This window comes from Microbulbifer variabilis, from assembly GCF_020524905.1.
Taxonomy (GTDB): domain Bacteria; phylum Pseudomonadota; class Gammaproteobacteria; order Pseudomonadales; family Cellvibrionaceae; genus Microbulbifer; species Microbulbifer variabilis_A.
Genome location: NZ_JAIVKI010000017.1, coordinates 17,052 through 42,940, shown reverse-complemented (window position 1 = coordinate 42,940; position 25,889 = coordinate 17,052). Strand labels below are relative to the sequence as shown.

The window sequence follows — 25,889 nt, the reverse complement described above, 5'->3', positions numbered from 1 at the left end:
ATTTTCTGGTAGCGCCTGCTTAATCGCCGAATAAATCGGCTTCCAGCTCTTCCACCTGCGATTGCAGCTTCACTAGAAACTGCTGCTTGCGCAGGGAGTCCTCGGCTTCGCTGAACTTGCCTGCGGCATAGGTCTCGGCAAATTGCCGCTGCTCACCGCGGTAGAGGCCATCGACCTCATCGGCGAGCTCCTCCAGGGCGGCGGCGGGATTTGGCTGTTCGCGCACTTCCTCAAGGCGCTCGCGCAGCAGCATTTGCTGCATCAGGAATTCCGTATCGGCAGTAGTCTGCTCCGGCGGCACTTCCACACCGGCGAGTTTGAGTAGGTAGGCGGCGCGCTGCACCGGATTACGAAGAACCGTGTGGGCTTCGTTGATCTGCGCAGCCATTTGGATAGCGAGTAGCTGTTCGCGCTCGGACTTGGAGGCGTATTTGTCCGGGTGGAATTCCCGCTGTAATTCCCGATAGCGCGCGGCCAGGGCGTTGCGATCGAGTTCAAAGACGGGCTTGAGCCCGAATAATTCGAAATGGGTCAGGTTGGTTGCCATCTCAGTTCACCTGCCGGCACTGGGCCTTAAAAAACTGGGCGGCGGCGCCCCACCCGGCAATTGCCGGGCCAATAAAAAGGCCGGCATGCGCAGTGCACCCGGCCTCACTGTAGCGGGCCACACTCAGACGTGGAAACTCTCGCCGCAGCCACACTCGTTCTTGACGTTGGGGTTAGTGAAGGTAAAGCCTTCGTTGAGCCCTTCCTTGACGAAATCGAGCTGGGTACCATCCAGGTAAACCAGACTCTTGGGATCTACGATCAGCTTTACATCATCCTGCTCGAACACCACGTCTTCGGCCTCTGCCGAATCGACAAATTCCAGTACATAGGCGAGGCCCGAACACCCGGCGGTCTTAACACCTACACGAATGCCGATACCTTTGCCACGCTTGGCCAGCTGACTTTTGATATGAGCCTGAGCGGCCTCGGTCATGGTAATAGCCAAAACAATACCTTCACTACTATTGGGCACAGGGCCCAGTGGTTAACCTGCGGCGGATTCCTGCGTGCCAGCAGCTTCGACAGATTCGCCGCGCTTTTCACGAATATTGCGCACAGCGGCCTTGATCGCATCTTCTGCCAGCACCGAGCAGTGAATCTTCACCGGTGGCAGGGCCAGCTCCTCGGCAATTGCCGTATTTTTGATCTGCTCCGCCTCGTCGATGGTCTTGCCTTTTACCCATTCGGTGAGTAGCGAGCTGGAGGCGATGGCGGAACCACAGCCGTAAGTTTTGAACTTGGCGTCTTCAATCACACCTTCGGCGTTCACTTGGATCTGCAGGCGCATCACATCACCACAGGCGGGCGCGCCCACCATACCGGTGCCCACGTTGTCCGCCTTGTCGTCCATACGTCCGACGTTGCGGGGATGTTCGTAGTGGTCAATTACTTTATCGCTATAGGCCATGACTTTTCTCCTAACTCATGCGCGCGCTTAGTGAGCGGCCCATTCAATCTTGTTCAGGTCGACACCGTCTTTGTACATATCCCAAAGCGGCGATAATTCACGCAGTTTCTCCACCGCCTTGCGCACGGCGGTCGCTGCGGTATCCACGTCCTGCTCGCTGGTGAAGCGGCCGAAACTGAAACGCAGTGAGCTGTGTGCCAGCTCATCGTTCACACCCAGAGCGCGCAGTACATAGCTGGGCTCCAGGCTCGCAGAGGTACAGGCGGAACCGGAGGAAATCGCCAGGTCACGCAGGGACATAATCAGGCTTTCGCCCTCCACGAAGGCAAAGCTGACATTGAGGTTGCCCGGTACGCGCTGTTCGGCGGAACCGTTGATATGCACCTCTTCCATATCTTTGATCTGGTCCCAGAAACGGTTGCGCAGGGACACCAGACGCTCACCTTCTTGCACCATTTCCTCTTTGGCGATACGGAATGCTTCACCCATACCGACAATCTGGTGGGTGGGCAGGGTGCCGGAACGCATACCGCGCTCGTGACCGCCACCGTGCATCTGAGCTTCCAGTCGCACGCGGGGCTTGCGACGTACGTACAAAGCGCCGATGCCTTTGGGGCCATAAACCTTGTGGGCGGAGAAGGACATCAGATCAACCTTCATTTCCTGTAGGTCGATAGGCAGTTTGCCCGCGCTCTGCGCCGCATCCACGTGGAAAATTACTTTGCGTGAACGGCACAGTTCGCCGATTGCGGCGATATCGTTGATCACACCGATCTCGTTGTTCACGTGCATCAGGCTCACCAAAATGGTGTCCTCGCGCAGCGCTTCCTCAACTTGTTGCGGGGTAACAATGCCATCTTCACGAGGGTTCAGGTAGGTGACCTCGAAACCTTCGCGCTCCAGCTGGCGGCAGGTATCCAGTACTGCCTTGTGCTCGATCTTGGAGGTGATGATGTGCTTGCCGCGACCCTGGTAGAAGTGAGCCGCACCTTTGATCGCCAGGTTGTCGGACTCGGTGGCACCACTGGTCCAGACGATCTCGCGGGGGTCGGCATTAATCAGCTCGGCCACCTGCTGACGGGCATTTTCCACCGCTTCCTCGGCCTTCCAGCCGTAAAGGTGGGACCGTGAAGCCGGGTTACCGAAGTTGCCTTCCATCGTCAGCTGCTCTGCCATCTTTGCAGCGACACGCGGGTCAACCGGACAGGTAGCTGAATAATCCAGGTAGATGGGAAGCTTCATAGTCATACCGTTTCCGCTCAATAATTCTCAAATATTCCGCTTTGGCCAACGCTGTGGCCGATATTTACAGACCGCCGAGTACGGCGACCCGCTGTTCCGGTGCTTCACGCATATCCTGGCGGCGCGCCACTTCCTGCACCTCGGCGCGAGACACCAAGTTGGCCAGACTGATACCGCTCAGGAAACCGTGGATCTGGTCACTTAAATCGGACCAGAGGTAATGGGTCAGGCACTGCTCACCATTGGCGCAATCGGCGTTGCCGCCGCAACTAGTGGCATCTACCGATTCGTTGACCGCATCGATAATTTGAGCCACAAAAATCTCTTCGCCATCCCGCGCCAAGCGATACCCGCCACCGGGGCCGCGCACACTGGACACCAGCCCAGATTGCCGCAGGCGGGAAAATAACTGCTCCAGGTAAGACAGTGAGATGCCCTGCCGTTTGGAAATATCTGCCAAGCTGATCGGCCCGCGCTCTGCATGCAACGCCAGATCCAGCATGGCGGTTACCGCATAGCGGCCTTTGGTTGTTAAACGCATACCAGCTCCCAACTGATGTACAGCCTTTTCCGATCGGGGCGCGAGTATGAAATAACCCAGCACCTTAGTCAAGTATATAACCGAGCAAAGTACTCGGGTACTCAACTAGTCGGGACGCCCCTTGCCACCAGAGCGGTGGATATAGTTCTGAATGGCAGTGAGCATGCCGCGCAGGATGCCCAACTCCATATCGTCCGGGCGCACACGGCTATACAGTCGGCGTAAACGGGTCATAGTCTGGCGGGGGTTGTCCGGGTCGATAAAACCGAGCTCGCCCAGTGCTTGTTGCAGGTGGTCGAAATAGAGCTCCATATCGCTGGCTTTAGCCGGTGGGCGGTCCCAGTCGGCATAACTCACGGGCTCGCCTTTTTCCGCTTCCAGCGCTGCCATACGCACTTCATAGGTCAGCACCTGCACGGCGGTGGCTAAATTAAGAGAGCTGTACTCCGGGTTTGCCGGGATATGCACATGATAATTACACGCCTGTAGCTCTTCATTAGTGAGGCCGCGATCTTCACGACCAAACACCAGCGCCACCGGATGGCTGGAGGCCTCAGCCACTGCGCGCTCGCCGCACTGGCGCGGGGTTAGCAGGGGCCAGGGGATGCGCCGCTCACGGGCACTGGTGGCCACGACCAGGCCGCAATCTGCCACCGCTTCTTCCAGAGTGTCCACCACCACGGCGCTATCCAGTAGCTCCGCTGCACCGGCAGCGCGCCACACGGCATTGGCCGCAGGGAATTCCCGCGGCGCCACCAGATAGAGCTGGCTCAAGCCCATATTCTTCAGGGCGCGCGCGGCACCGCCGATATTTCCGGGGTGGGCACTGTTAACCAGGACCACGCGCACATTATCGAGCGCATTGAGCGGAGTCGTATCTAAAGGGGACTTGGCCATACTGAAAGTAATAATTCGGTGTCATGGGGGCGCGCGAGTGTAGCAAAAAGGAACGGGAATCCATACAATCGCGTCCGCTGCGGTTAACCCGCGGTCTGCTTTTTAACCACTTCAACCACTTAGTGCGGAATAGTTATGGAACCCATGCTAAATATTGCCCTGCGCGCGGCGCGCAAGGCCGGAGAATTGATCGAACGGGCCTGGGAGCGCGGCGACCTGATGAAATTCGAGGAAAAAACGCGCAACGATTTCGTCACCGAAGTGGACAAGGCCAGCGAACAGGAAATTATTTACCACCTGCGTAAAGCCTACCCAAAGCACAGCATTCGCGCTGAAGAAAGCGGCCTGATCGAAGGCGCAGAGCCAGACTACGAGTGGATTATCGATCCCCTCGACGGCACCACCAACTTTATCCACGGCGTACCCCAGTTTGCGGTTTCCATCGCCTGTCGCTACCGCGGTCGCATTGAGCACGCGGTAGTGCTAGACCCCATTAAGCGTGAAGAATTTACCGCCAGTCGCGGCCGCGGTGCGGCCCTGAACGGTCGCCGTATCCGCGTTTCCCCACGCCAGGGCCTGCGCGGCGCACTGATTGGCACCGGCCTGCCCTTCAATGGGCCGGCCCTGGAAAATATCGATCCCTACCTGAGCGCCCTGAAAGAAATCGCTGGGCAGACCGCCGGCATCCGCCGCCCCGGCGCCGCCGCGCTGGATCTGGCCTATGTGGCAGCCGGACGCTTCGATGGTTTCTGGGAAATGTACCTGAACACCTGGGATATCGCTGCGGGCTCCCTTCTGGTCAAAGAGGCCGGCGGCCTGATCAGTGACTTCCGCGGTGGTGAGGATTACCTGGATTCCGGCAATCTGGTATGCGCCACCCCCAAGGTCTTCAAGCCACTGGTGCAGATCGTTGGCAAGCACCTGGGTTCTGTGCGCTAATCCTGCCCTATTCATTTTCATTGGCCCGGCAACGCCGGGCCAAACCTTACCTTTTCATGGTTTAAACCAACCTTCCAGACCTCCCGAGGGTTTCCGCTAGCACTCGCGATAGCTGCATAAAATCAAACTCTGCCGGTAGGGTCAGATAGCTCTCCCCACTGGGTTTTTCACCTATCAATACAAAGCGCATAGACCTGGTATTGATATCCTCCTGCAAGATAGACACCAGATCGGTGGCGGTCATACCCGGCACCTCACTGTGAAACAGCAGTACATCGGGACGTTGGGTGCGCGCGATAAAAATTGCCTCCACCACATCGGTGGCGACCAGGCACTGGATCTGGGGAGTGTCCTTCAGCATTTCTTTTAACTGGTCCGCCGCTGCAGGGCGGTTATCCACAAATAACACTCTCCCCTCCGGCAGCTGCGGCGGTTCCTGTGGATGAGTTGAAAAGCTCATCAGGGCATCGGGCGCGTCGATCATGGGGAACTCGATCCAGAAAACCGAGCCCTGCCCCTCCTGACTATCAAAGTCGATACGCCCCCCCATCGCCTCGGTGAGCCGCTTGGCAATGGCCAAACCCACACCGGTGCCTTCGATATGGCCCTTTTCTTCTCCCAGCCGATTAAAGGGTTCGAACACCTCGCTGCGCCGATCCGGCGGGATACCCTTGCCGGTATCGAGAATACTCAGGCGCAGCCATCCATCCGCCTGGGGAGTGAAATTAATAATGACCCGGCCATTGTCCCGGTTATATTTCACTGCGTTACCGGCGAGGTTCAGCACTACCTGCTTGTAGCGCACCGGGTCCGCACAGATATAAGCGGATTCCCAGCCGAGAGGTTCGTAAACGAGACTGACCCGACGGGTCTCTGCCAGCGGTTCCAGCAGGCGCTTGCATTCCGCCACCAATTCCACCGGGCGCACCGACTCCATTGAGGGGCCGAGCCGACGGCTATCGATACGGGCGAGCTCCAGTACATCCCCAACCAGATGTAATAAATGCTGACCGGCGCGGCGGATCTCCCCCAGGCGCTGGCGCTGATCGGAATTCAGGCTCTGATCCAACTCCACCATTTGGCTGTATCCCAAAATGGCGTTGAGGGGGGTGCGCAGCTCGTGGCTCAGACTGAATAAAAGATCCGCACGGTGAGCGTTTTCCTCGCGCTGCTGGTGCAACTCCCGCTCCAGCCGCGCCTGTGCCTCACGTCCAGCGCTCACATCCTGCAAAATCCCTAGCACCCGCACCGGTTGGCCGCGACTGTCTAGCTGGGCCTTGCCGCGGCAGCGCACCCACACCAGGCTGCCATCTGAGCGCCATAGCCGGAATTCCACATCCAGGGGCAGTCGGTCGCGCACATGGTCCAACAAAGATTGCTCCACCCTGGCGATATCCTCTGTGAGAATACGCGCCTTCCACTGCTCGGCGGCAGAGCGCCCGATACTGCGAATCGGGCTCACCTCGTAGCCGAGAATCGCCCAGCAGGCGTCATCGAGGACCATTTCATCGGCGCGTAAATCCCACTCCCATAGGCCATCCCCAACCCCGGAAAGCGCCTGAAGCGGCCGCTCACTGGGCAGACTGGCTAGGTAGCTCTGGGAAAGGGACTCGCTATAGTCGGCGCAGGTGCCTATGGCAATGACCTCGCTGCCGTCTGCACTGGTGGTCGCCCGCCCGCAAAAACGCAGCCAGCGCAGTTGGCCGGTGATGTCATAGGCGCGAAAAGCGATATCAAAATAACCACCGTGATTGGCGATTCGATGGCGTAGCGCAAGAATGCGGTGACGCTCATCGGAATGTACTGGGTGCAGTTCGGTGCCGGACCAAAGAGCCTGAAGGGCCCGATCAGCGCTGTCGGCGAACAAGTGCCAGATATCTCCCTGGGCGCGCTGGGCGCCGCTTTTCAGGTGCCACTCCCATAAGCCGCAATCCACATCCATCAACAGCCCCTGCAGGCGACCTGTTTGATGGGTAAGCTCCAACGTATCCAGAGAAGGCAACTCCTCTGGAGTGGCCAGCAGGAAAGGGATAGGTGGTGGGACGGGATTATGAGGTTCGGACACGCTTAACTCTATTCGATGGCATTGCAGGCAAAAAAAGGGGGCCTTTATACCTAGGCGCGAATGGGGCGTCTATTTACCAGGCATTAGTGCCGATCAGAATTCCACACGAAGTCACAAAAATAAAATTTTTTTCATATGAGAGCGTGAGGGAAACAAAAAGAAGAATAAAAAAAAGACCCCGCATTGCGGGGCCGTAATCAGCGATGATGAGAGAAAACGGGAAGTTCCTCAGTGGAAACGGTTTGCCATAACCCCATGCAAACTCCCCGAAGTACGGGTCATGCGTCCCGTACACTTTCTGTAATGCAAGTGACATGCCAAGTTTTCAATAACGTTTTACGGGAATTGGTGCCTCTTGTGTTCAGGCAACCCAGGCAATATGAACCAATAAGTGCCAAAAACCTCTATTTTTGCACCAAAAAAACGCATAGCCATCGCTAGAGCCACACACGGTATCCAATCTCTCCATCTCTTCCGACAATTTTGTGCCACAATTTTCGCAAGGATTAACTTCTGGCTTGGGAGAGCCTATTGAGCAAACTCCTAAAAAGCGCTCCTGTGGCTTCTAAAAGCCACTCGAAGCCGCCGCTTGGTCCCAGAGAGCTATATGATGAATACAGCTTCAACACCCGCCACGACCAAGAGAAAAAATTATTGGGTTCCCACCATTCTCCTTGCCAGCACCGGCTTTATGGCCCTGACAGCCGTACCCATATACGGCATCGTCTACGGCTACCACTGGTACCAGTGGCTCGCCTTTCTTGTTATCACCTCTTTGTGTGGTCTTTCCATCACCGCAGGTAATCACCGACTCTGGACACACAGGACATATGAAGCGCACTGGCTCCTTCGCTTACTATTTTCATTGTTCAGTGCAGCAACACTGCAAAATACCACTTTAAATTGGTGCTCAGAGCACCGCCGCCACCACCGCTATACCGATGACAACGAGCACGATCCGCACTCTTCTGCGCGAGGCCTGTGGTTTTCTCACATCGATTGGATGCTACACGAGCATCCTTCAGGTAAAAAAGATTACAGTAATGTTCCCGATCTCAAGCGCGACGAGATTGTAATGTGGCAGCACAAAAATTATCTCCCAATCACCCTAGGAATGAATTTTTCCATCTGCCTGATACTCGGCCTTATAACCGGCGATATTCTTGCCATGTTCCTGCTGGCCGGGGTTTTGCGTATCGCAGTCAACCACCACTCAGCTTTCATTATTAATTCAATCGGACACTATTGGGGCCAAAAAAAATATAAGAGTGATGTATCTGCTCGAGATAACCCACTTATCAATATTTTTTGCTTTGGAGAGGGATATCACAACTACCACCATGCATTCCAGACGGACTACCGCACTGGCATAAGATGGTATCAATACGATCCCAGTAAATGGCTAATCAAGGGACTAAGCTGGTTTGGCATCACCAAACAGCTAAGGGCCGCCTCGGAGCTGCAAATCCGAAAAGCCATGCAGGAAGTAGCAATTGAGCAGGTAGAACAGCAACTAAAAAAACTGGCGACACAAAATCAGAGATACTGGCGGGAACTGTTACAGCGGGAACGCCTGGATTTTTGCGAAATATTCGACCGCTGGCAGGCACTGATGACCCAGCGTCGCGCCATAGACCCAGATAGCTCCTCGGCCAAATGGAAGCTGGCGACTATTCAAACGCAAATTCGCGAGTTGAAATTCAGGCTAAAGATGCAAAGCGCACGCCTGCGACTCTTGATGCGCCAACTCCCATTGAACCCCGTAACGGCAGGCTAGTCTGGGCTCTGTTGTGCTCTATTAGCCCCGCTAGATCGTCGCGGCTCCACTGGATTTGAAAGACGCTGTGGATAACGCTCGCCGCAAACCCAGCCTCAACCAAGCTAATTCGTGCCATCTTGTCCTTGATTGATGACCACGAAGAGCCCTCCGTATCTCCTCTCAATAATTATCTATATTCTCTGAGTACCATTATGTTTGTAACTGGATACTATTCCCAGGAACACACCGCTAAATAATGTAATAGAAAACTGCGCCGCCAAAATATGGGACTTACCCGAGACCGTTTCACAGACAGGCTCGAAATATGAATACCGCTTCGTCAACATCCACAACCAAACGCAAATGCTTTTGGGTTCCCACAGTGCTATTTGCCAGTACAGGCTTCCTGGCGCTGACCGCCGTGCCCATCTACGGCTTGTTGTATGGATATCACTGGTACCAGTGGCTCTCCTTCGCTGTATTAGCCGCCCTATGTAGCCTCTCGGTGACAGCGGGTAATCACCGGCTCTGGTCTCACAGGAGCTACAAAGCGCACTGGTCGCTGCGCTTGTTCTTTGCCTTATTCAGTGCGGCTGCCCTGCAAAATTCCACCCTGACCTGGTGTGCCGCTCACCGATTACACCACCGCCATATTGACGACAATGACCGCGACCCCTACTCGGCGATGCGCGGCTTTTGGTTTTCCCATATCGACTGGATGATGCACGAGTACCCGAGCAGCTACCTCGATTACAAAAATGTCGAGGACCTGAAGCGAGACAAGATCGTGATGTGGCAACACAATCACTATATCACCATCACCCTCTCCATGAATCTGGGCATTCCCTTCGTACTGGGACTCCTCACCGGAGATGTGATAGCGATGCTTTTGCTCGCAGGAATACTGCGTATCGTGGTCAATCACCACACTACTTTTATGGTGAACTCCCTCGCACATATGTGGGGCAAGCGCCCTTACAAAAACGATATCAGCGCACGGGATAATATCTTTCTCAACCTGCTTGTATTCGGCGAGGGATATCACAACTACCACCACGCCTTTCAAACCGACTACCGCAATGGCATCCACTGGTATCAATACGACCCGACCAAGTGGTTAATCAAGCTACTGAGCTGGGTTGGCATTACCCGCGACCTGAAAACTCCTCCTCCGGTACAGATACAAAAAGCCAAACTGGCGGTGCAGTTCAGCCAGGCGGAGGAAAAGCTCGGGGGCAGGGAGGACTGGTTAAAGCTATTGGAGAAAGAGGCCATACAGTTTGCCAGAGCACTGGAAAACTGGAAAAACCTGCAGTTACAGCGCGCCCACTGCCGTGGGGATCAAATCGCAGAAAAGTGGCGTTCACTGGCCATTCAAAGCAAGATTAAAGAACTGGAATTCAGTCTGAAAATGCAAAGCCGGCGTCTGAGTAGGCTGATAAAGCAGTGCCAGTCGGATTCAGCCACATCCTCCTGACACATCACTTGAGAAGGTAATAAAACCGGTAACGAGTATCCGCAGCCGAATAGGTCAGAGGGTTTTTTCCGCAGCGAATTCACGCATGGAAAATGCCACCCGCTCGTCTACTTTTTTCTCGTGCATTTCCTCGTCCAAACCCTCAATAAAGCGCAGGCGCTGGCGTAAACCGACACCGTTAGCCACCTGAATGGCGAGGCCGGGACGGGCATTGGCTTCGAGCAACAGCGGACCGCGCTCCCGGTCCAGAACGATGTCGCAACCAAGATAGCCGAGGCCGGTCATTTCGTAACAGCTTGCCGCTAAACGCACCAGATCGTACCAACCGGGAACCTTCAGCTCACCGAAAGACATCTTCGTATCCGGATGGTGCTGAATACGCAAACCGCGCTGGACCGCATGGCAGCTTTTGCCCGTGGCCAGGTCAATACCCACCCCCACGGCACCCTGGTGCAAATTGGCTTTGCCGTCGGAGCTATGAGTGGAACAGCGCAACATCGCCATTACCGGGTAGCCACGGAATACGATCACGCGAATATCCGGCACGCCCTCAAAGGAGTAATCCTGGAAGATTGGATCGAAATCCACCAGGGCTTCTACCATCACCCGGTCGGGCTTACCGCCGAGGCTATAGAGGCCACTGTGGATATTGTTGACGTGACGCAGAATATCCAGGGCTTCAATTTGAGAACCGGAAATCTTCTTGTATTTTTCCCCTTCGCGCCCAGCAATGACCAAAATGCCTTTTCCCCCGGAGCCACGAGCGGGCTTGATCACAAACTTCCACAGGGGGTCGATAACCTCCATCACCCGCTTGCGACTGGCTGGAGTCTCGAAAGCCGCGATCAACTCCGGCACCTGGATACCCGCGCGCCTGGCCGCACGTTTGGTATTGAGCTTGTCATCGACAATGGGAAATTTTTCCCGGTCGTTGTAGCGCGCAATATAGTTAATATTGCGCGCATTCATGCCAAGTATGCCCATCCTGTTCAAGGCCTGTGGAGAAACGATCCCGCCGCGGACCTTGTTGATGATGTGCTTGAATGAGAATTGCAGCATCGCTATCCCCTACTTGACCAATGGGCGGAAACGCATCAGCTCACTGAGGCGATAGCCGGTGTAGTTGCCCACAACCAGGATAAAGGCCAGTAGTACCAACAGCAGTTCAGGGAAATTAAAGGTCCAGTGCTCCACATAGCGGTTGGTCATCACCCACCAGGCCAACACGGCCACCAGCAGGCTGCCGCCGGCTTGTACAACCACCTCGTAGGGGCCATCTTCCTCCCACACGATGGACATACGCTCAATGGTCCAGGCCAGAATAATCATCGGGAAAAAGGTCACCGTCAGCGCCTGCTCGATGCCGAGCTTAAAACTGACCACACTAATCACCCCCATAATCAACACCACCGTGACCACCACGGCGGCGATCCTCGACACAAGGAGCAAATTAAGCCTGCTGAGATAGAAGCGCACCCACAGGCCGAGTACCAGGATCAAGATAAAAATGGCCAAACCTGTGAGAAGCTGAGTCTCAATAAAGGCAATCGCCAACAACACCGGCATAAAGGTACCGGAGGTGCGCAGCCCGACAAAAATGCGCAACAGCACTACCACCAGGGCACCCACCGGCACCAGCAAGATCAATTTAAAAATACTCTGCTGCTCGATAGGCAAGCTGTAGATAGAGAAATCCACCAGCGCTTCTTTCTCATCCCGAGTACTGCGCATGGAGACATCCCGCGCGGGCACGTCGTTGGAAATCACCGAGAAGGTCACCTGAGAATTGCGACCGCCTTCCAGGTCGAGCAGGCTCTTACCACCCCGCTGCCAGATAAAAAAGTTATCGGGAACACCTGGCATGCCGCTAGTGGGTTCAAACACAATCCAGCGCTTGCCGTCATACACCTCGAGTAGGTCCTCTGGGTCGAGGCGACGACGGTCGTCCTCTAAGTAGAGACCGCGGATGCGATGAGCAGGGATATCCGCGGTGGCGAGCATCAGCAGAGCCACGTCTACCAGAGACTTATCGGCGTAGTGGCGGAAGATCAGGTTGCGGTCCTGGTTGCCATCATCATTTAACTCAAACAGCAACTGGGTGGTGAAGGACTCCACATCGGAGGAGCGCTCGCGGGCCTGCTTCACCAGGGAATCAATTGCCAGGCGCACGGCTTCCTGCTCGCGTGCCCCGAGGAAGGGTTTTTTCACTTCAGTGCTGAGGTTCAGGGGCTGCTCCAGTGCCGCGCCGGGTGTCTGGTAGACATCAAGGCGGTAGAAAAGGGACTGGGGCCCCTCGGCGGAGCGACGTGTCCATACAGCCCGATACTCGTCATTTTCACGGCCGATGAAAAAGCCAAAGCCGGAGGAGCTGAAAGTCTCCCCGAGGATTTCCATATTGCGCTGCTCACGAGGCAGCGTCAGCGCCGCCTTAACCGGACCGCCTTCGGCGTCGAAGCCCACCTTGGCTTCAATAGTCCACACGGTGCGGTATTCACCCGGCAGCAGTGGAAAACCCAATTCGAAATGTTTGTAAGCGGTAAGACCCGCTCCGATCAATGCGAGCAATGCCGCAATAACATAAACTTGAACGCGCGGCGACATTCGCCCTTCCCCGTAAATCTATGGTTCCAAAGGGAACCTAACTGTAAATGCGATAAGCGATCTATTTATTCCCGAATACTCGAGGTTGTCCCTGGATATTGCGTCGGCTCACATCGACAACCGCAGCATCCTTAAGGAAGTTGCGCCCCAGCACCATCATAATATCGTTGCCACCCTCATCGGTCAGACTGACCTCAACCATATGGGTAACCTCTCCCACGGTCAGGTTCATTTCCACCACCGGGCGACGCTGGCTAGGAAAACCGACACGGTTCGCGCGGATATGACGTTGAATAGGCAGCTCTATAGCAGAGGTTTTGGCTTTGCCATCTACCTCTGGCAGTGCCAGTTCAATTCTGATCCAGTCTTCACCATCTCGCTCGAAGCGCGTCAGCGTCTGAGCCCGTAAGGTAGTTGTCGGTGCACCGGTATCCACAACAGACTCAATAACCAAGCCTGAGGGTTCGATAGAGATTTCCTCCACTGCTCCAAGGACCAGTTTGTCTTTGGCAACGGGCACTTCGACTACTTTTTCAACAGTTCGTTCGACTACTTTTTCAACAACTCTGACCTCAGGCTCTGCGCAAACCACCTCTACAGGCTCCGGGCACTGTAGTATTTCTCCCTGAGATTGCCCCGGTTGCTCAGCAGTGGGTTCAGCCCCCTGCTGGTTCTGTGTGGGATACATCAGCGACTGACAGCCCAGTAGTAACTGGACCGCCACCAATAACCACAGAAGGGAAAGTTTCTGCATCCTAACGATTACCTCTAGCCCCATTAGTGTTTCAATCCGACCACGCCGTCTGCGCAGCGTTCACGGTAACAAGCGCAGAAATTCCTCCCCACGCAAGCAAAAAGTCGATATTAGCCTATGAAAGAGCCCGGTGAACAGGGATGTTCCTACAGTCGAGCTATGCAAGCGCGACAATGTGACACGCGCCAGATCTTGAGGATTCGGTTGTTAAGTGTGAATCGTTACTGGTTGGGAGGTATTTGAAGATAGACGAAAAGGAGAGGAGGTGCCCTATGGATGGGCACCGGACAGAAGCACTCAACCACGCTGCAGTCGCTCATCGATGCCCTTGAGAATAACGACCAAAGGCTCGGCGCCACCGCGGTCTTTGAAAAATTCTTCCGCAATCGGCGCTATGCCGCACTGCCGCGGTAGAGGCATCTCCCCCTCGATCAACTGGTGCATACGCGGCAGGAATATAAACTGCAGCCACTGGGGCAAAGTCAAAGTGTCGACACAGAAAGGTTCTGTGCTGGCCAGAGCTTCCGCCGTTGGGATTTCCTCCTGCCAAAGGGCCATGCGACGCAACTCCGCCTCGAGCTGCAACAGTTGATCGGCGACTTCAAAGTAAATAGCTTGCATAAATCCAAAACCTGGGACCGCCCTACCCGACGGTGTGTGATTCCAGCACCCCCGGCAGGCACGCCAAGCCAGTTGGCGAAAATGGGGCACACTTAAGCGTAAAAGCTTATTCAATATGACGGTTAAAGGGTGGCAATGAATTGAGGATTGCCTGGCCGTAGCGACGGCTCACTACCCGGCGATCCAACAGGGTCACAGTGCCACTATCCCCCTCCGCCCGAAGCAGGCGACCACAGGCCTGCACCAGCTTCAGGGCCGCATCCGGCACGGTGATCTGCATAAACGGATTGCCACCCTTGGCCTCAATCCATTCCGCCAGGGCCGCTTCAATAGGATCATCGGGCACCGCAAAGGGCAACTTGGCTATCACCACATGCCTGCAGTAGTCCCCCGGCAGATCGAGGCCCTCGGCGAAGCTGGCGAGACCAAACAGCACACTGCTTCCACCACCATCGACGATTTCACGGTGAGAGTCGAGTAACTGCTGACGGGATTGCTGCCCCTGCATCAGGATTCGATTGCGCCAGGTGCCCGGCAACGCCTCGTAGACGGTCTCCATTTGCCGGCGTGAGGAAAACAGCACCAGCGAGCCGCCGGAACCTTTGAGCAACTCCGGCAGGGCATCGATCACCGCATCCGTGTGCTGATCCGCATTACCCGCATCCACCGCGCAGGCGGGCACCTGCAGGGTGGCACGAGAGAAATCGAAGGGACTGGGTACCACCTGATAGCTGGCATTTTCCGGGGTGCCGGCACGCATGCGCAAACGATCAAATTTGCCCAGTGCGGTGAGGGTCGCAGAGGTAAGCACCGCACCATAACAGCGCCGCCACAAGCTGTACTCCAGGGTCTTGCCGGCCAGGATTGGCGAGCAACAGACTTCGAAATCCGTCGAACCACCCCAATCTACCAGGGTGACCCAGCGCGCCTGTGGCAGAGCCCCGTCCGCGTCGGCGCGGGCATAGTTGGCCCAGAGCATCAAATTGGCCTCGGCGCGTCCATACCAGCTTCCGAGCTGTGGGTACCAGCGCTCCAGATCCACAATGGGCACCGGCGAGTGGACATCCTCCAGCATGCGCTGGGCCGTTTGCAGCATCTTGCCAAACAGACTTTCCAGTTCGTCGAAATCCTCGCGCAGCTTTTCCGCCAACTGCATCATGGAATCCGGTACCACACCGCCCTCGAAGCGGTGACGAGTGGTATTGCCGCGCTCATCCTCGAATTCGCACAGTTCTTCGATCAGCGGCCACATCTGCTCCAGGCCCTGTTTGGCGGAGGTGAGCACCGCAGGCAGCTGTTCACCACAGCGATCCAGTTCGGCGCCATCACCGATCTCACCGAGCATCTGCCCCAGGGCCTTATTGGCCTGGTCGAGCCAACCGGTAGAGGACCCGACGCGGCTGTGGTGGGAGAAGTGATTGAGAGCCTTGTCCGGCAGGTGGTGGGCCTCGTCGAGCACATAAATGGTCTCTTCAGGAGGCGGTAATATGGCACCGCCGCCCAGGGCCAGGTCCGCCAACAGCAGGTCGTGGTTGGCAACGATCACCTGGGTCTTACCCAGACTCTCCCGCGCACGGAAAAAGCTGCAATTGGTAACATGGGGACAGCGACGGCCACTGCACTGGCGGTGATCTGTCGTTACCCGGCTCCAATCATCGACCTCAATCGCCTCCGGCCAGTTGTCGCGGTCACCATCCCAGCGACCAGAAGTGAGACTGTCGGTCATTTTCTGGTAGAGGGCAATGCTGTCCTCCCCTACCTGGGGCAACTCGTCTTCATAGAGACCCAGGGAAAGGCCGGTACCGCTGGAGGAGAAACTGGAGAGCAACTGGTCCAATTTGGACAGACACAGGTAGCGGCCGCGCCCTTTGGCCAGGGTAAACTCGAAGTTGAGGCCGCTGTGTCGCGCCACTTCTGGCAGATCCTTGTGGATAATCTGTTCCTGCAAGGCCACAGTAGCGGTGGAGATCACTAGGGTTTTGTCTTGGGCCTGGGCCAGGGGAATAGCGGCGAGTAAATAGGAAACCGTTTTGCCGGTGCCGGTGCCGGCTTCTACCACACAGATATGCTCGCCATTGGTTTTATCGCTATCGCGCTCGCCACTGGCATTTTGTGCAATCGAGCCTAGGGTGCGGGCAATGGCCGCCACCATCAGTTTTTGCCCATAGCGGGCCTTGAGACCACGGCTGGACAGGAACTGGCTGTAGGCAGCCTGGATGGCGCTTTTGTGTTTGTCGTTGAGCACGGGGGAGAGTCTATTCGCTAGTGGGTGGCGCAGGGGGCGCTATTATCCACTAAGCGCCCGCTCGCCACCAGCACCGCTAAGGCAAGAACCCCAGTGACAATCACTCAAATGCCAGACGGGAGACCACCGGATTCGCGTAGGCCTGGATTACCTTATCCCGCCAGCGCCCATCAATCTTGGCCATGCGCTCTTCGAACTTCTCGCGAGTTTCCCGGTGTTCACTGGCATCCCAAGGCTTGTGCGGGTAGCCAACCGGTAACCCGGACACTTCGCCATAAATCTTCTCGTAAGCGATCAGGTTCGTGGGGTGCAGGGTGTAATTGCCGACGATCTGTCGGTCGATCTCCTCGGCGAGGCTGTTCACATCCTTGAAGTCTGATTCGATGGGTGTACCAAATGCGGTGTGGACTCGTCCCTTGAAACCGATCACGCCCTTGCCGATGGAAGCTAGATCCTCATTTTTGGCTTTTTTGTACTCTTCCTTGTGCTCTGTAATGTAGAGCTCCTTGGCCTTCTGAGCATCACAGGGGTCCCACTCATAGGAGATCGATAGCGGCACTATGTGCAGCTTGCGCCAGAAGTCCGCAAAGGACATATCCCGATTCTTGGTCATGGCAAACATGGCCGCCAGAGCCGGGTTGGTACGATCCATGCCGTCCTTCGCGCGTCCGGAGCGCTGCGCGATCCACACGTGCTCATTGTCATTCACAATGGAGTGATAGATATAGTTGGATAACTCCATGGCGGCCTGCAGCTTTTCACGACGACTACCGGAGCTGCGTTTGACCGTAAAGCATTTGTTAAGCTTCATAATATCGCTGGCGAACTGCTTGCTCAGCAAGTTATCACCGATGGCGATACGGGAGGTTTCGTGCCCCTCTTTATACATGGACACAATGGCGAAGGCCGGGTCCATAGCGATATCGCGGTGATTGCTCACAAACAGACAGGCCCGATCTCTCGGCAGGGTATCCAACCCGGAAATCGTCAGCCCCGAGGTGGTGCGCCTCACCACCTTGTCGATGTACTTTTCGATAATCGCCTGCACACCGCGTACATCGTGCACCTTGCGGAACTCAAAACGCAGGAACTGACGCACCAGCCAGGCCAGGGGGCCTTCCAGGCGCGCTAGTTTGGGAATCAGGAAATGCGCTACGGCGTGGGACATTTCCGGGTCGGCGATCAGCCTGTCCAGAACCGCGCGCACCTCATCGTCTCGATAGGGGCGCATATCCTCAAATTGAGCGGGGTCTAACTCACTTGCTCTCATGACATCACTACCTGCCGGGCCCACTGACTACTGGCGGCCCGGACTCATTTTATTGTGCGGCCACTGGGTAGCCGGGATAAGAAATCGGCGCAGAACATACCGGAAGCCACGCCGAACTGCTAGCACCTCACCCGACCAGTTACCTGACCAAGGTGATGAAAGCATGGTTGGACGGGTTAGTCAGTAAAAAGGTTCTCCTGCCCTATTCGTTATTCAAAGTAGACTTCACCGCCCCAAGCCGAGAGAATAGGAAGGTCAACCGCCGCCGACGGCAAAAACAACGATAACGAATACGGCACTAGCCACGCAGCCAAGCAGGAGTTCACCTTGTCTCAAGCCACCCCCACTAATGAACCGCGCACGCCCAGCCTGCTGGACTCGTTAATCCCCCTGGGGATCCTGATTGCCCTCTTATCGCTGTCAGTCTATTTCTATGGCGCCGACTCCTCCTACGGCCCCAACCAAATCGCACTGTTGTTATGTGCCTGTGTGGTTGCGCTGATGGGCATGAAGAATGGCCACAGCTGGAATGATATGGAAGAAGGCATGCTACACGGCATCGGCTTGGTATTTGGCGCGATTCTGATACTACTGGCCGTGGGGGCTTTGATCGGCAGCTGGATATTGGCCGGCACGGTGCCATCGATGATTTATTACGGGGTACAAATTCTCTCACCCCAGTGGTTCTATGCTGCCAGCTGCATTATCTGTGCCGTGGTGGGACTCAGCATCGGCTCCAGTTGGACCACAGCCGGCACCCTCGGTGTAGCCCTGATGGGGATCGCTGGCGCTCTTGGCTTATCCCCGGAAGTAACCGCCGGCGCGGTAATTTCCGGCGCCTACTTTGGCGACAAGATGTCGCCGCTCTCTGACACCACCAACGTAGCCGCGGCGGTGACATCAAACGATTTGTTCCAACATATCCGCCATATGATGTCGACTGCGATTCCATCCTTTGTAATAGCCATCGCAATTTTCGCTTTTCTCGGCTTTACCTCAGAAACCAGCACCTCATCGGCCTCAGATATTGAGTCGTTGCTCGGCGCTCTGAAAAGCGAATTCAAAATTTCCCTGATCAGTCTGCTGCCTCTGATCTTGCTGCTGGCAATGGCTTGGCGCAAGGTTCCGGCATTCCCGACCCTAATCATCGGCTCCTTGGTAGGCTGTGCCATCGCGCTGATTTTCGAACCGGAAACCGCCCGTCGCCTGGGTGGTGGCGAGGGTGTATTAGCCGGCCTTAAAGGCGCCTGGTACAGCCTGTTCGATGGTTATAAATCTACCTCCACCAACGAGAATGTCGCGGCACTCCTATCCAAAGGCGGCATGAGCAGTATGCTCAATACCGTATGGCTGATCACCTCCGCCATGGCCTTCGGCGGCGCTATGGAGCGCGCTGGATTCTTACAGGTCATCGTCAACTGGACTTTGTCGCGCGTTAAGACTGTGGGTGGCCTTGTAACCTCTACCGTACTCACCTGCTTCGGTATGAATGCCGCCGCTGGCGACCAGTACATGGCGATTATTATTCCCGGCCGTATGTTCCGCGATGCCTTTGCTGAGAAGGGCCTGCACGGACTGAATCTGTCCCGCACCCTGGAGGACTCCGGCACCATCACTTCAGTGCTGATTCCTTGGAATACCTGTGGGGCTTATATGACTGCTACATTGGGCGTTTACACGTTCTCTTACCTGCCCTACGCCCTGTTCAATATCATCTGTCCGCTGCTGGCGATCGCCTACGGCTGGCTGCACTTCAAGCAGATGCCCATCTCAGTGGCGGCTACAGCATCCCCCAGCAAAGAAGGAAATCTACAAAGCTGTCATGAGTGAAAGCGGTACCCTGAGCGCCCTGATAGAAGAGGCGGACTTTAAATTGCGCTGGTTCGATTTGGGCCGGCGCCTCCAGGCTGTGCCAAAATCCATAGCCGAAGCTTTCGAGGCGGGGCAAAAAGCCTGGCCCTATCCTTATTTGCGCCAGGCCTGGAGCGGACTCTTGTTAGAGCCCACCGAGGGTGGTGAGCCCGCTGTATGGTTTCTTCGCTTCCCTCTCGATGAGCAGGGTATGCTGCAGTTACAGGCCCGCGATGGCTTGCTGCGCGCCCTGGCTCAGGAGCTTAAACAGGGCCCCTCTTCCGAATCTGCGGTACAGCTCGATCAGCTTCTACAGCAAAGCGGCCTGCTTTACACGCCCTCCAGCGAGCGTCAGGCGGCATTCCACGCCTATACCGGCAAGCTACTGAAGCGTGCACCCAGCGCGCACTATGCGGCAGTGCTCGATTATTTCGGCAACCCTCAGAATTCCCGCTGGGACAATCTCGCGCTACAGGGTATCGCTGACCTGGCTACCCGCTGGGAGTTACAGAAAGAACTACTGCTGCGCGAGCTTCCACATATTGCCGCGCCGGTTTTTATCAACCTTTGCCACTGCCTGGAAAATGAAGCAGTTGATCACCAACTGGTAGAGGTAATCGCCACACGCGCACGGGAATCATTGAAAATTGATGCCCAAGATACCCCAGACTTCACGGTGATTGCCGCCGCGGTGCGGGGGATTTCCAATTCACCGGCGCAAGGCCTACGCCACACTCTGCAACAAGAGCTGCTAGAGGCGCTGCAACAACAGCCGTCATCAAGCGGCGCACGTCCTGTCTCAGTCCAACCCATCGAGCTGCTCACCGCCATCGGCAGCCGCTGTCCCCAGGACCTGGAAGATCAGCCCCTAGCCCGGCTCTGGCTCAATACTCTGGCTCAGAGTAACAACCAAAGCACATTCAATTTATTGCTCTCTGACTTGATGTTCCTGCCCAGGGTGCGTGCTTCTCTGCTGAGCATATTGCGCGACCCCACACGAGATGAAACCCTGGCTCAGGCTTTCGGAAATTTCCTGCACGGCCCGAAGCCAACCCACTAATATTGCTAACTCGACGTTGAAGCAGTCAGATTTCCACCTGCTTCAACGCCAAACTTTTTTCTTTTTATTTACTACGCATCATCTCCAGGCAGTCAAATAGTGCTGCCGCTCTCCACCAAACAAGCAACTCATTGATACCCCAAGTGAAAAGCTGCCATTTTTTCAAGCGCTCTTACCAATCCAAGAAAAACTCACCTAAAATATATTCCTCCATCCTACATGCCACCTAATCAAAATTTACTTCGAAAAACAAAAGCTAATTTATTTAGAAAAATCACTCAAAATCCCAACACCCCACGCATCACACCAAAGAAAAACTCCGCTTTTTACAGGATAAAACCCATAAACTGGCGTAATTTTCTTCCAGACTTATCTCCTGACGGCATTTTTCTCTCTGCGCCTATTACACTCAATTAGGCGGCATCTTTGTAAAACACATTTTACAAAGCTGACCAACAGGTGACGTTTTATTGGCTATGCTAATGGCTAACATCAACGGAAAGGAGTTAGGGGATGAATTTCACTCCAGCCAAGTACTTAATCGGTATTATCAGTGCACTGGTTCTAGCAGGTTGCTGTAGCCCTCCGGCACCGCCAGCTTACTGCCCACCAGGCGCTGAACAAATTCCAACTTCCATGGCCTGCCCCGCAGATGCTGACTGCTGGATGGCTTCTGATAGAGTACGCTGCATGAAAGTGGTGAAGTAAAATCATTTCAAGCAGAACAGCGTGGTGATTCATACTAAATGAGGTTTTGACTAAATTTGCCCTGATAGACACTTAAGGAACAAAGCTTTATTTAGTATGAATCACCACCAAATGCCGCTTTAACGAGCGGCATTTGTTTTTTTGTGCCACCCATTCTTACCGAAAACTCTTTTCCTGTAATAGACTGTACCGTCTCGGACACAGGTTCGGCGGAGGGAATGCGTTAGCATTGCCAACCTTTTATCGGCAAGTGCCGATAAGCTTGCAAACACCGCAATAAAGAATTACTCATAAGAGAGTTAATCAACGACCACCATGACAAGTGAAACTTTAACTCTGAGCCGCTCCTCAGCGATTCAACAATTACAATCTCATTTCGAACAACAAAAGTGGTCTTTACGTGAACTGTTCGCCACCGACCCCCAACGCATGACCAGTTTTAGCTGCGAGGCGGCCGGCATCTATTTGGACTTCAGCAAAAACCACTTACGGCAAGAGACATTGCAGCTGCTGCTCGACTATGCCGAAGACCAGGAGTTGAGCCGTCAAATTGCAGCCTTGCTCAGCGGTGCCAACGTCAACAATACCGAGCACCGCCCAGCATTACACACTGCACTCCGCTTCCAGGGAACGCCCAAAACCGAGCACGAGCGCGCCGTGGCCGACTGTCGTGCACAGATGCAACGGTTTGCGGATAGTATCCACGAAGAAAAATGGTTGGGGTTTAGCGGCAAACCCATTCGCCATATTGTGAATATTGGTATCGGCGGTTCCGATCTCGGCCCTCGCATGGTGGTCGAGGCTCTGAGCTCATGGCACAAAACAGGTATTAACGTACACTTCGTAGCGAATATTGATGGTGCTGACCTGAGCGGTACGATCCAAGATCTCAACCCGGAGGAGACTCTCTTTATTGTTGCCTCCAAGTCTTTCTCCACCCTGGAAACCCGAGAGAATGCCTTAAGCGCGCGCCGCTGGGTTTTGGCCTCTGGCGCCAATGAAAAACAATTGTCCCGGCATTTTGTGGCGGTAAGCAGCAATATTGTTGCAGCACAGGACTTTGGCATCGCCCCGGAAAATATTTTCCCCATGTGGGACTGGGTGGGAGGTCGCTATTCACTGTGGTCTGCTATTGGCCTGCCGATTATTCTGGCCTGCGGCTACACGGTGTATGAGCAACTATTGGCCGGTGCTCATAGCATGGATACCCATTTTGCCAATGCCCCACTGGGGGAAAACCTACCGGTATTGCTGGCTCTCATTCAGTTCTGGTATCGCCAGTGCTGGGGTACCAGCAGCCAGGTGATTCTGCCCTACGCTCAGCGTCTGTCTAAGTTTCCCGCCTGGATGCAACAATTGGATATGGAGAGTCTGGGCAAAAGCGTAGATAAAGAGGGGAAGTCTCTGGAGTATCCCAGCGGCAGTGTGATCTGGGGCACCGAAGGCACCAATGGGCAACATTCCTTCCATCAGCTGTTGCACCAAGGCACCGATCTGATTCCAGCGGATTTTATCGCCATAAAGAAGCCAACTTCCGAACTGCACGAACAACACCGCTGGCTACTGGCTTGCTGTATCAGCCAGAGCCAGGCTCTGCTGCGCGGCAAATCCCTACATGAGGCACGCCAGGAACTAGAGGATGCCGGCTATACACACCGCGAGGCCCATGCGTTGGCTCCACACAAAGCCATCCCAGGTAATCGCCCGAGTAATACCCTCATCCTGGAGCAGTTAGATCCACATCATCTGGGCGCATTGTTAGCACTTTACGAACACAAGGTTTTCACTGGCGGTTGCCTTTTGGGAATTAACCCATTTGACCAATGGGGCGTAGAGCTAGGCAAGCAGTTAAGCACAAAGATATACAAAGCCGCAGAAGGACAGGTGCCTGAGGATTGGGATAGTTCTACCCGCTCTTTAATGGAAAAGCTCTTATAAAATAGTTTACCAAGAGTTCCACTAAAAAGGCCGCATCTCAATGCGGCCTTTTTAGTTCCGTTCCCCAGAGAAAAGAGCTTTCTTATTTATGTGCCTCGGCACGATGTTTTAATAGGGGCTCAATCAAATCCAACGGCAAGGGAAATACAATAGTTGAGCTATTATTTGCTCCGGCGATATCAATCATGGTCTGCATGTAACGCAAAGTAATCGCGTTGGCATTTTGCGAAAGCTGATTGGCCGCTTCCGTTAACTTCAAGGCCGCTTGGGCTTCGCCCTCTGCATGAATCACCTTGGCCCGCCGCGCCCGCTCCGCTTCGGCCTGCTGGGCAATTGCACGCACCATGCTCTCATCCAAGTCGATATGTTTAATTTCAACGTTAGTAACCTTCACCCCCCAAGCATCGGTCTGCTCATCGAGGATTTTTTGAATATCCACATTGAGCTTGTCTCTCTCAGAAAGCATTTCATCCAGCTCGTGTTTACCCAGCACTGAACGCAGAGTGGTCTGGGCTAACTGGCTGACAGCCTCGTGATAAAACTCAACATTGATAATCGCCGACTGCGAGTTGACGACCCGGTAATAAACCACTGCATTTACCTTTACCGAAACGTTATCACGGCTGATCACATCCTGGGTGGGGACATCCATCACGACTGTGCGCAAGTCCACACGCTCCATGGTTTGAATAATCGGGATAATGATAATCAGGCCAGGCCCCTTAACCGTCTGAAAGCGCCCCAGAAAAAAGACTACTGCACGCTCGTATTCGCGCAAAATACGGATGGCATACATCAGCAGTAGTACTAGTGCGAGTACTAACAGCCCAATAAAATAACTGACCATGCTATTCTCTCCCTGTCACTAGCTGCAAAATTTATCGGGGCTCACGGCCCACCTGATAACAATCAATTGCTAACCTAAAACTAACCCGGCTCCACATAGAGCAGCAATCCGCGCTGAGCGATAATACGAACACGCTGCCCTGGCTCCAGTGGCGTCTCGCAGTGCGCCCGCCATATCTCTCCATCGAAGTGTACTAACACCTCTTCCTCGCTCACATTACTGACTACCGCCATGCGCCCTATCAGGGCCTGATCGGAGGTCAGCCGCGGTTTGCGTAAACTCCTGCCCACCGCTAATAAAAGGCCCAAGAGAAAAATGCCACTCACCGCAGCAATAGCAGCGATCAATTTTCGTGACACCTGCATACCCGGTACATCGGTGTCGATCAGCATCACCGAGCCAATCACCAACGCAATAATTCCACCAATTCCCAGGGCGCCAAAACTGGGCATAAAAACTTCCGCCACAATCAAAAGCGCCCCAACAATAATCAGCGCCAGACCAGCATAATTGATCGGTAAAACCTGTAAAGCATAGAAGGCCAGTAACAGACAAATTACCCCCACGATGCCGGGCACAAAAGCCCCGGGGCTATACCCCTCGAAAATCAGGCCGTAAATACCAATTAATAAAAGAATATAAGCCACCTGAGGATTAGTGATCAGGGCCAGTAATTCATTGCGCCAATCTGGCTCGTAATTTTCTATGGGGAGTTGGGCAATCTCTGCCGAAATGGTAATTTCACCGGAATCGAGAGACACTTTACGTCCGGCCAGCTGTTTCAGTAAATCCTCGTCATTCTTGGCAACAATATCGACAACATTCATCTCCAGAGCTTCTGAGGCAGTCAGGGTTGCCGCTTCACGAACGGCTTTCTCCGCCCATTCCGCATTGCGTCCGTTGCGTTGTGCCAGACCGCGAATAAAAGCAACGGAGTCATTCACCATCTTGCGCTCCATGGCGGTGCCGGATAATGGCTTTTCCTTTTTGCCTTCTGCGTCTTCTTTATTCGCTGTTTCCCTTTCCTCTTTTTGATCGCTCTCTTTTGGGTTATCTCCGGGAGCCGGCGTTCCCGGTGCTCCGCCTATCTGCACTGGTGTCGCGGCGCCCAGTGTTGTAGCCGGGGCCATGGCCGCTATCTGGCTGGCATAAAGAATATAGGTACCGGCACTGGCTGCACGCGCCCCAGAGGGATACACATAGGTGATAATAGGGATTGGGGAAGAAAGGATATGTTGAATAATATCCCGAGACGCTGCATCGAGACCGCCGGGGGTATCGATATGCACAATAATTAACTCAGCACCGCGCGCGCCGGCATCCTCAGTGGCGCGCTTAAAATAATCGGTTGTGGCCGGGCCTATGGCACCATCAATAGACAACAACGCCACATGGGGGGAAGCATCTTCCTGTGCGGCACTTTTCGAGATCAAAACGACAAGGAGCAGCGTCAAGAAGAGCGCGCCGCGCAAGAATACCGCTGACGATATCTGATTCGACATGCATCTTTCCCTGATGCGATTGCGGAGAAACCCAGGCCAGCCATTGTATTTCTGGCCGGGGTAACTCAATCAGATTAACAGAAAAAAACGGCGTTATCTGAAAACAAGGAAAGTGA

General features: G+C 54.7%; 22 protein-coding genes. 7 read left to right on the top strand and 15 right to left on the bottom strand.

All coding sequences use genetic code 11. The annotated features are described in order from the left end of the window. Nucleotides 1-19 precede the first annotated feature (19 nt). From hscB to trmJ, 6 genes are all read right to left on the bottom strand, one after another. A complete protein-coding gene (gene hscB, locus LC073_RS16850) occupies nucleotides 20-547 on the bottom strand; it encodes a Fe-S protein assembly co-chaperone HscB (RefSeq protein WP_226648481.1) in 528 nt (175 codons plus the stop codon). 123 nt (nucleotides 548-670) lie between these two features. Continuing rightward, nucleotides 671-994: an iron-sulfur cluster assembly protein IscA gene (gene iscA / locus LC073_RS16845; protein ID WP_226648542.1), complete on the bottom strand. Its 324-nt coding sequence runs from the start codon at nucleotides 992-994 to the stop codon at nucleotides 671-673. 39 nt (nucleotides 995-1,033) lie between these two features. Further along, nucleotides 1,034-1,456 (bottom strand): Fe-S cluster assembly scaffold IscU, encoded by a 423-nt coding sequence (gene iscU / locus LC073_RS16840; RefSeq protein ID WP_226648480.1) that lies wholly within the window; start codon nucleotides 1,454-1,456, stop codon nucleotides 1,034-1,036. Between the two features lie 27 nt (nucleotides 1,457-1,483). Beyond that, a complete protein-coding gene (locus tag LC073_RS16835) occupies nucleotides 1,484-2,698 on the bottom strand; it encodes an IscS subfamily cysteine desulfurase (protein WP_226648541.1) in 1,215 nt (404 codons plus the stop codon). 64 nt (nucleotides 2,699-2,762) lie between these two features. Continuing rightward, nucleotides 2,763-3,239 carry a Fe-S cluster assembly transcriptional regulator IscR gene (gene iscR / locus LC073_RS16830; protein ID WP_152451911.1) on the bottom strand — a complete coding sequence of 159 codons (477 nt, stop codon included), beginning with the start codon at nucleotides 3,237-3,239 and terminating at the stop codon, nucleotides 2,763-2,765. 105 nt (nucleotides 3,240-3,344) lie between these two features. Beyond that, complete coding sequence (gene trmJ, locus LC073_RS16825; RefSeq protein ID WP_226648479.1) at nucleotides 3,345-4,136, bottom strand: tRNA (cytosine(32)/uridine(32)-2'-O)-methyltransferase TrmJ; 792 nt, start codon at nucleotides 4,134-4,136, stop codon at nucleotides 3,345-3,347. Between the two features lie 135 nt (nucleotides 4,137-4,271). Between trmJ and LC073_RS16820 the strand changes: the two genes are divergently transcribed. Further along, nucleotides 4,272-5,075 carry an inositol monophosphatase family protein gene (locus LC073_RS16820; protein WP_226648478.1) on the top strand — a complete coding sequence of 268 codons (804 nt, stop codon included), beginning with the start codon at nucleotides 4,272-4,274 and terminating at the stop codon, nucleotides 5,073-5,075. A 61-nt stretch (nucleotides 5,076-5,136) separates the two neighbouring features. On the opposite strand, the gene LC073_RS16815 is transcribed toward LC073_RS16820, so the two are convergent. After that, the gene (locus LC073_RS16815) at nucleotides 5,137-7,140 is read right to left on the bottom strand and encodes an ATP-binding protein (RefSeq protein ID WP_226648477.1); all 2,004 of its coding nucleotides are present in this window, start codon (nucleotides 7,138-7,140) and stop codon (nucleotides 5,137-5,139) included. Nucleotides 7,141-7,747: 607 nt separating this feature from the next. Here LC073_RS16815 and LC073_RS16810 point away from each other — a divergent pair. Beyond that, on the top strand, nucleotides 7,748-8,917 hold the full coding sequence (locus LC073_RS16810) for a fatty acid desaturase (protein ID WP_226648476.1): 1,170 nt from the start codon (nucleotides 7,748-7,750) through the stop codon (nucleotides 8,915-8,917). Nucleotides 8,918-9,224: 307 nt separating this feature from the next. Beyond that, on the top strand, nucleotides 9,225-10,376 hold the full coding sequence (locus tag LC073_RS16805; RefSeq protein WP_226648475.1) for an acyl-CoA desaturase: 1,152 nt from the start codon (nucleotides 9,225-9,227) through the stop codon (nucleotides 10,374-10,376). Nucleotides 10,377-10,430: 54 nt separating this feature from the next. Here the strand turns inward: LC073_RS16805 and LC073_RS16800 are convergent, their stop codons facing one another. The 6 genes from LC073_RS16800 to LC073_RS16775 form a co-directional block, all read right to left on the bottom strand. After that, entirely contained in the window at nucleotides 10,431-11,435 is a 1,005-nt protein-coding gene (locus LC073_RS16800; RefSeq protein WP_226648474.1) for an alpha-L-glutamate ligase-like protein, read from the bottom strand. 9 nt (nucleotides 11,436-11,444) lie between these two features. Then, nucleotides 11,445-12,977: an inactive transglutaminase family protein gene (locus LC073_RS16795; protein ID WP_226648473.1), complete on the bottom strand. Its 1,533-nt coding sequence runs from the start codon at nucleotides 12,975-12,977 to the stop codon at nucleotides 11,445-11,447. A gap of 61 nt (nucleotides 12,978-13,038) precedes the next feature. Next, nucleotides 13,039-13,731 (bottom strand): ATP-dependent zinc protease, encoded by a 693-nt coding sequence (locus LC073_RS16790; protein WP_226648472.1) that lies wholly within the window; start codon nucleotides 13,729-13,731, stop codon nucleotides 13,039-13,041. A 297-nt stretch (nucleotides 13,732-14,028) separates the two neighbouring features. Further along, complete coding sequence (locus LC073_RS16785; protein WP_226648471.1) at nucleotides 14,029-14,352, bottom strand: YqcC family protein; 324 nt, start codon at nucleotides 14,350-14,352, stop codon at nucleotides 14,029-14,031. Between the two features lie 106 nt (nucleotides 14,353-14,458). Further along, on the bottom strand, nucleotides 14,459-16,597 hold the full coding sequence (gene dinG, locus LC073_RS16780) for an ATP-dependent DNA helicase DinG (RefSeq protein ID WP_226648470.1): 2,139 nt from the start codon (nucleotides 16,595-16,597) through the stop codon (nucleotides 14,459-14,461). A gap of 100 nt (nucleotides 16,598-16,697) precedes the next feature. Beyond that, entirely contained in the window at nucleotides 16,698-17,867 is a 1,170-nt protein-coding gene (locus LC073_RS16775) for a 1-acyl-sn-glycerol-3-phosphate acyltransferase (RefSeq protein WP_226648469.1), read from the bottom strand. A gap of 246 nt (nucleotides 17,868-18,113) precedes the next feature. On the opposite strand from LC073_RS16775, the gene nhaC reads away from it, so the two are divergent. From nhaC to pgi, 4 genes are all read left to right on the top strand, one after another. Beyond that, nucleotides 18,114-19,697 carry a Na+/H+ antiporter NhaC gene (gene nhaC, locus LC073_RS16770; RefSeq protein WP_226648540.1) on the top strand — a complete coding sequence of 528 codons (1,584 nt, stop codon included), beginning with the start codon at nucleotides 18,114-18,116 and terminating at the stop codon, nucleotides 19,695-19,697. Then, nucleotides 19,690-20,778, top strand: coding sequence for a DUF3549 family protein (locus LC073_RS16765; RefSeq protein WP_226648468.1), 1,089 nt, complete (start codon nucleotides 19,690-19,692; stop codon nucleotides 20,776-20,778). Before nhaC ends, LC073_RS16765 begins: the two co-directional genes overlap by 8 nt. A 513-nt stretch (nucleotides 20,779-21,291) precedes the next feature. Continuing rightward, nucleotides 21,292-21,486, top strand: a complete 195-nt coding sequence (locus tag LC073_RS16760; RefSeq protein WP_152451883.1) for a hypothetical protein — start codon at nucleotides 21,292-21,294, stop codon at nucleotides 21,484-21,486. A 315-nt stretch (nucleotides 21,487-21,801) separates the two neighbouring features. Beyond that, a complete protein-coding gene (gene pgi, locus LC073_RS16755; RefSeq protein WP_226648467.1) occupies nucleotides 21,802-23,424 on the top strand; it encodes a glucose-6-phosphate isomerase in 1,623 nt (540 codons plus the stop codon). Between the two features lie 82 nt (nucleotides 23,425-23,506). On the opposite strand, the gene LC073_RS16750 is transcribed toward pgi, so the two are convergent. Then, the gene (locus LC073_RS16750; RefSeq protein ID WP_226648466.1) at nucleotides 23,507-24,271 is read right to left on the bottom strand and encodes a slipin family protein; all 765 of its coding nucleotides are present in this window, start codon (nucleotides 24,269-24,271) and stop codon (nucleotides 23,507-23,509) included. Nucleotides 24,272-24,351: 80 nt separating this feature from the next. Then, nucleotides 24,352-25,773, bottom strand: coding sequence for an NfeD family protein (locus LC073_RS16745; RefSeq protein ID WP_226648465.1), 1,422 nt, complete (start codon nucleotides 25,771-25,773; stop codon nucleotides 24,352-24,354). Nucleotides 25,774-25,889 lie beyond the last annotated feature (116 nt).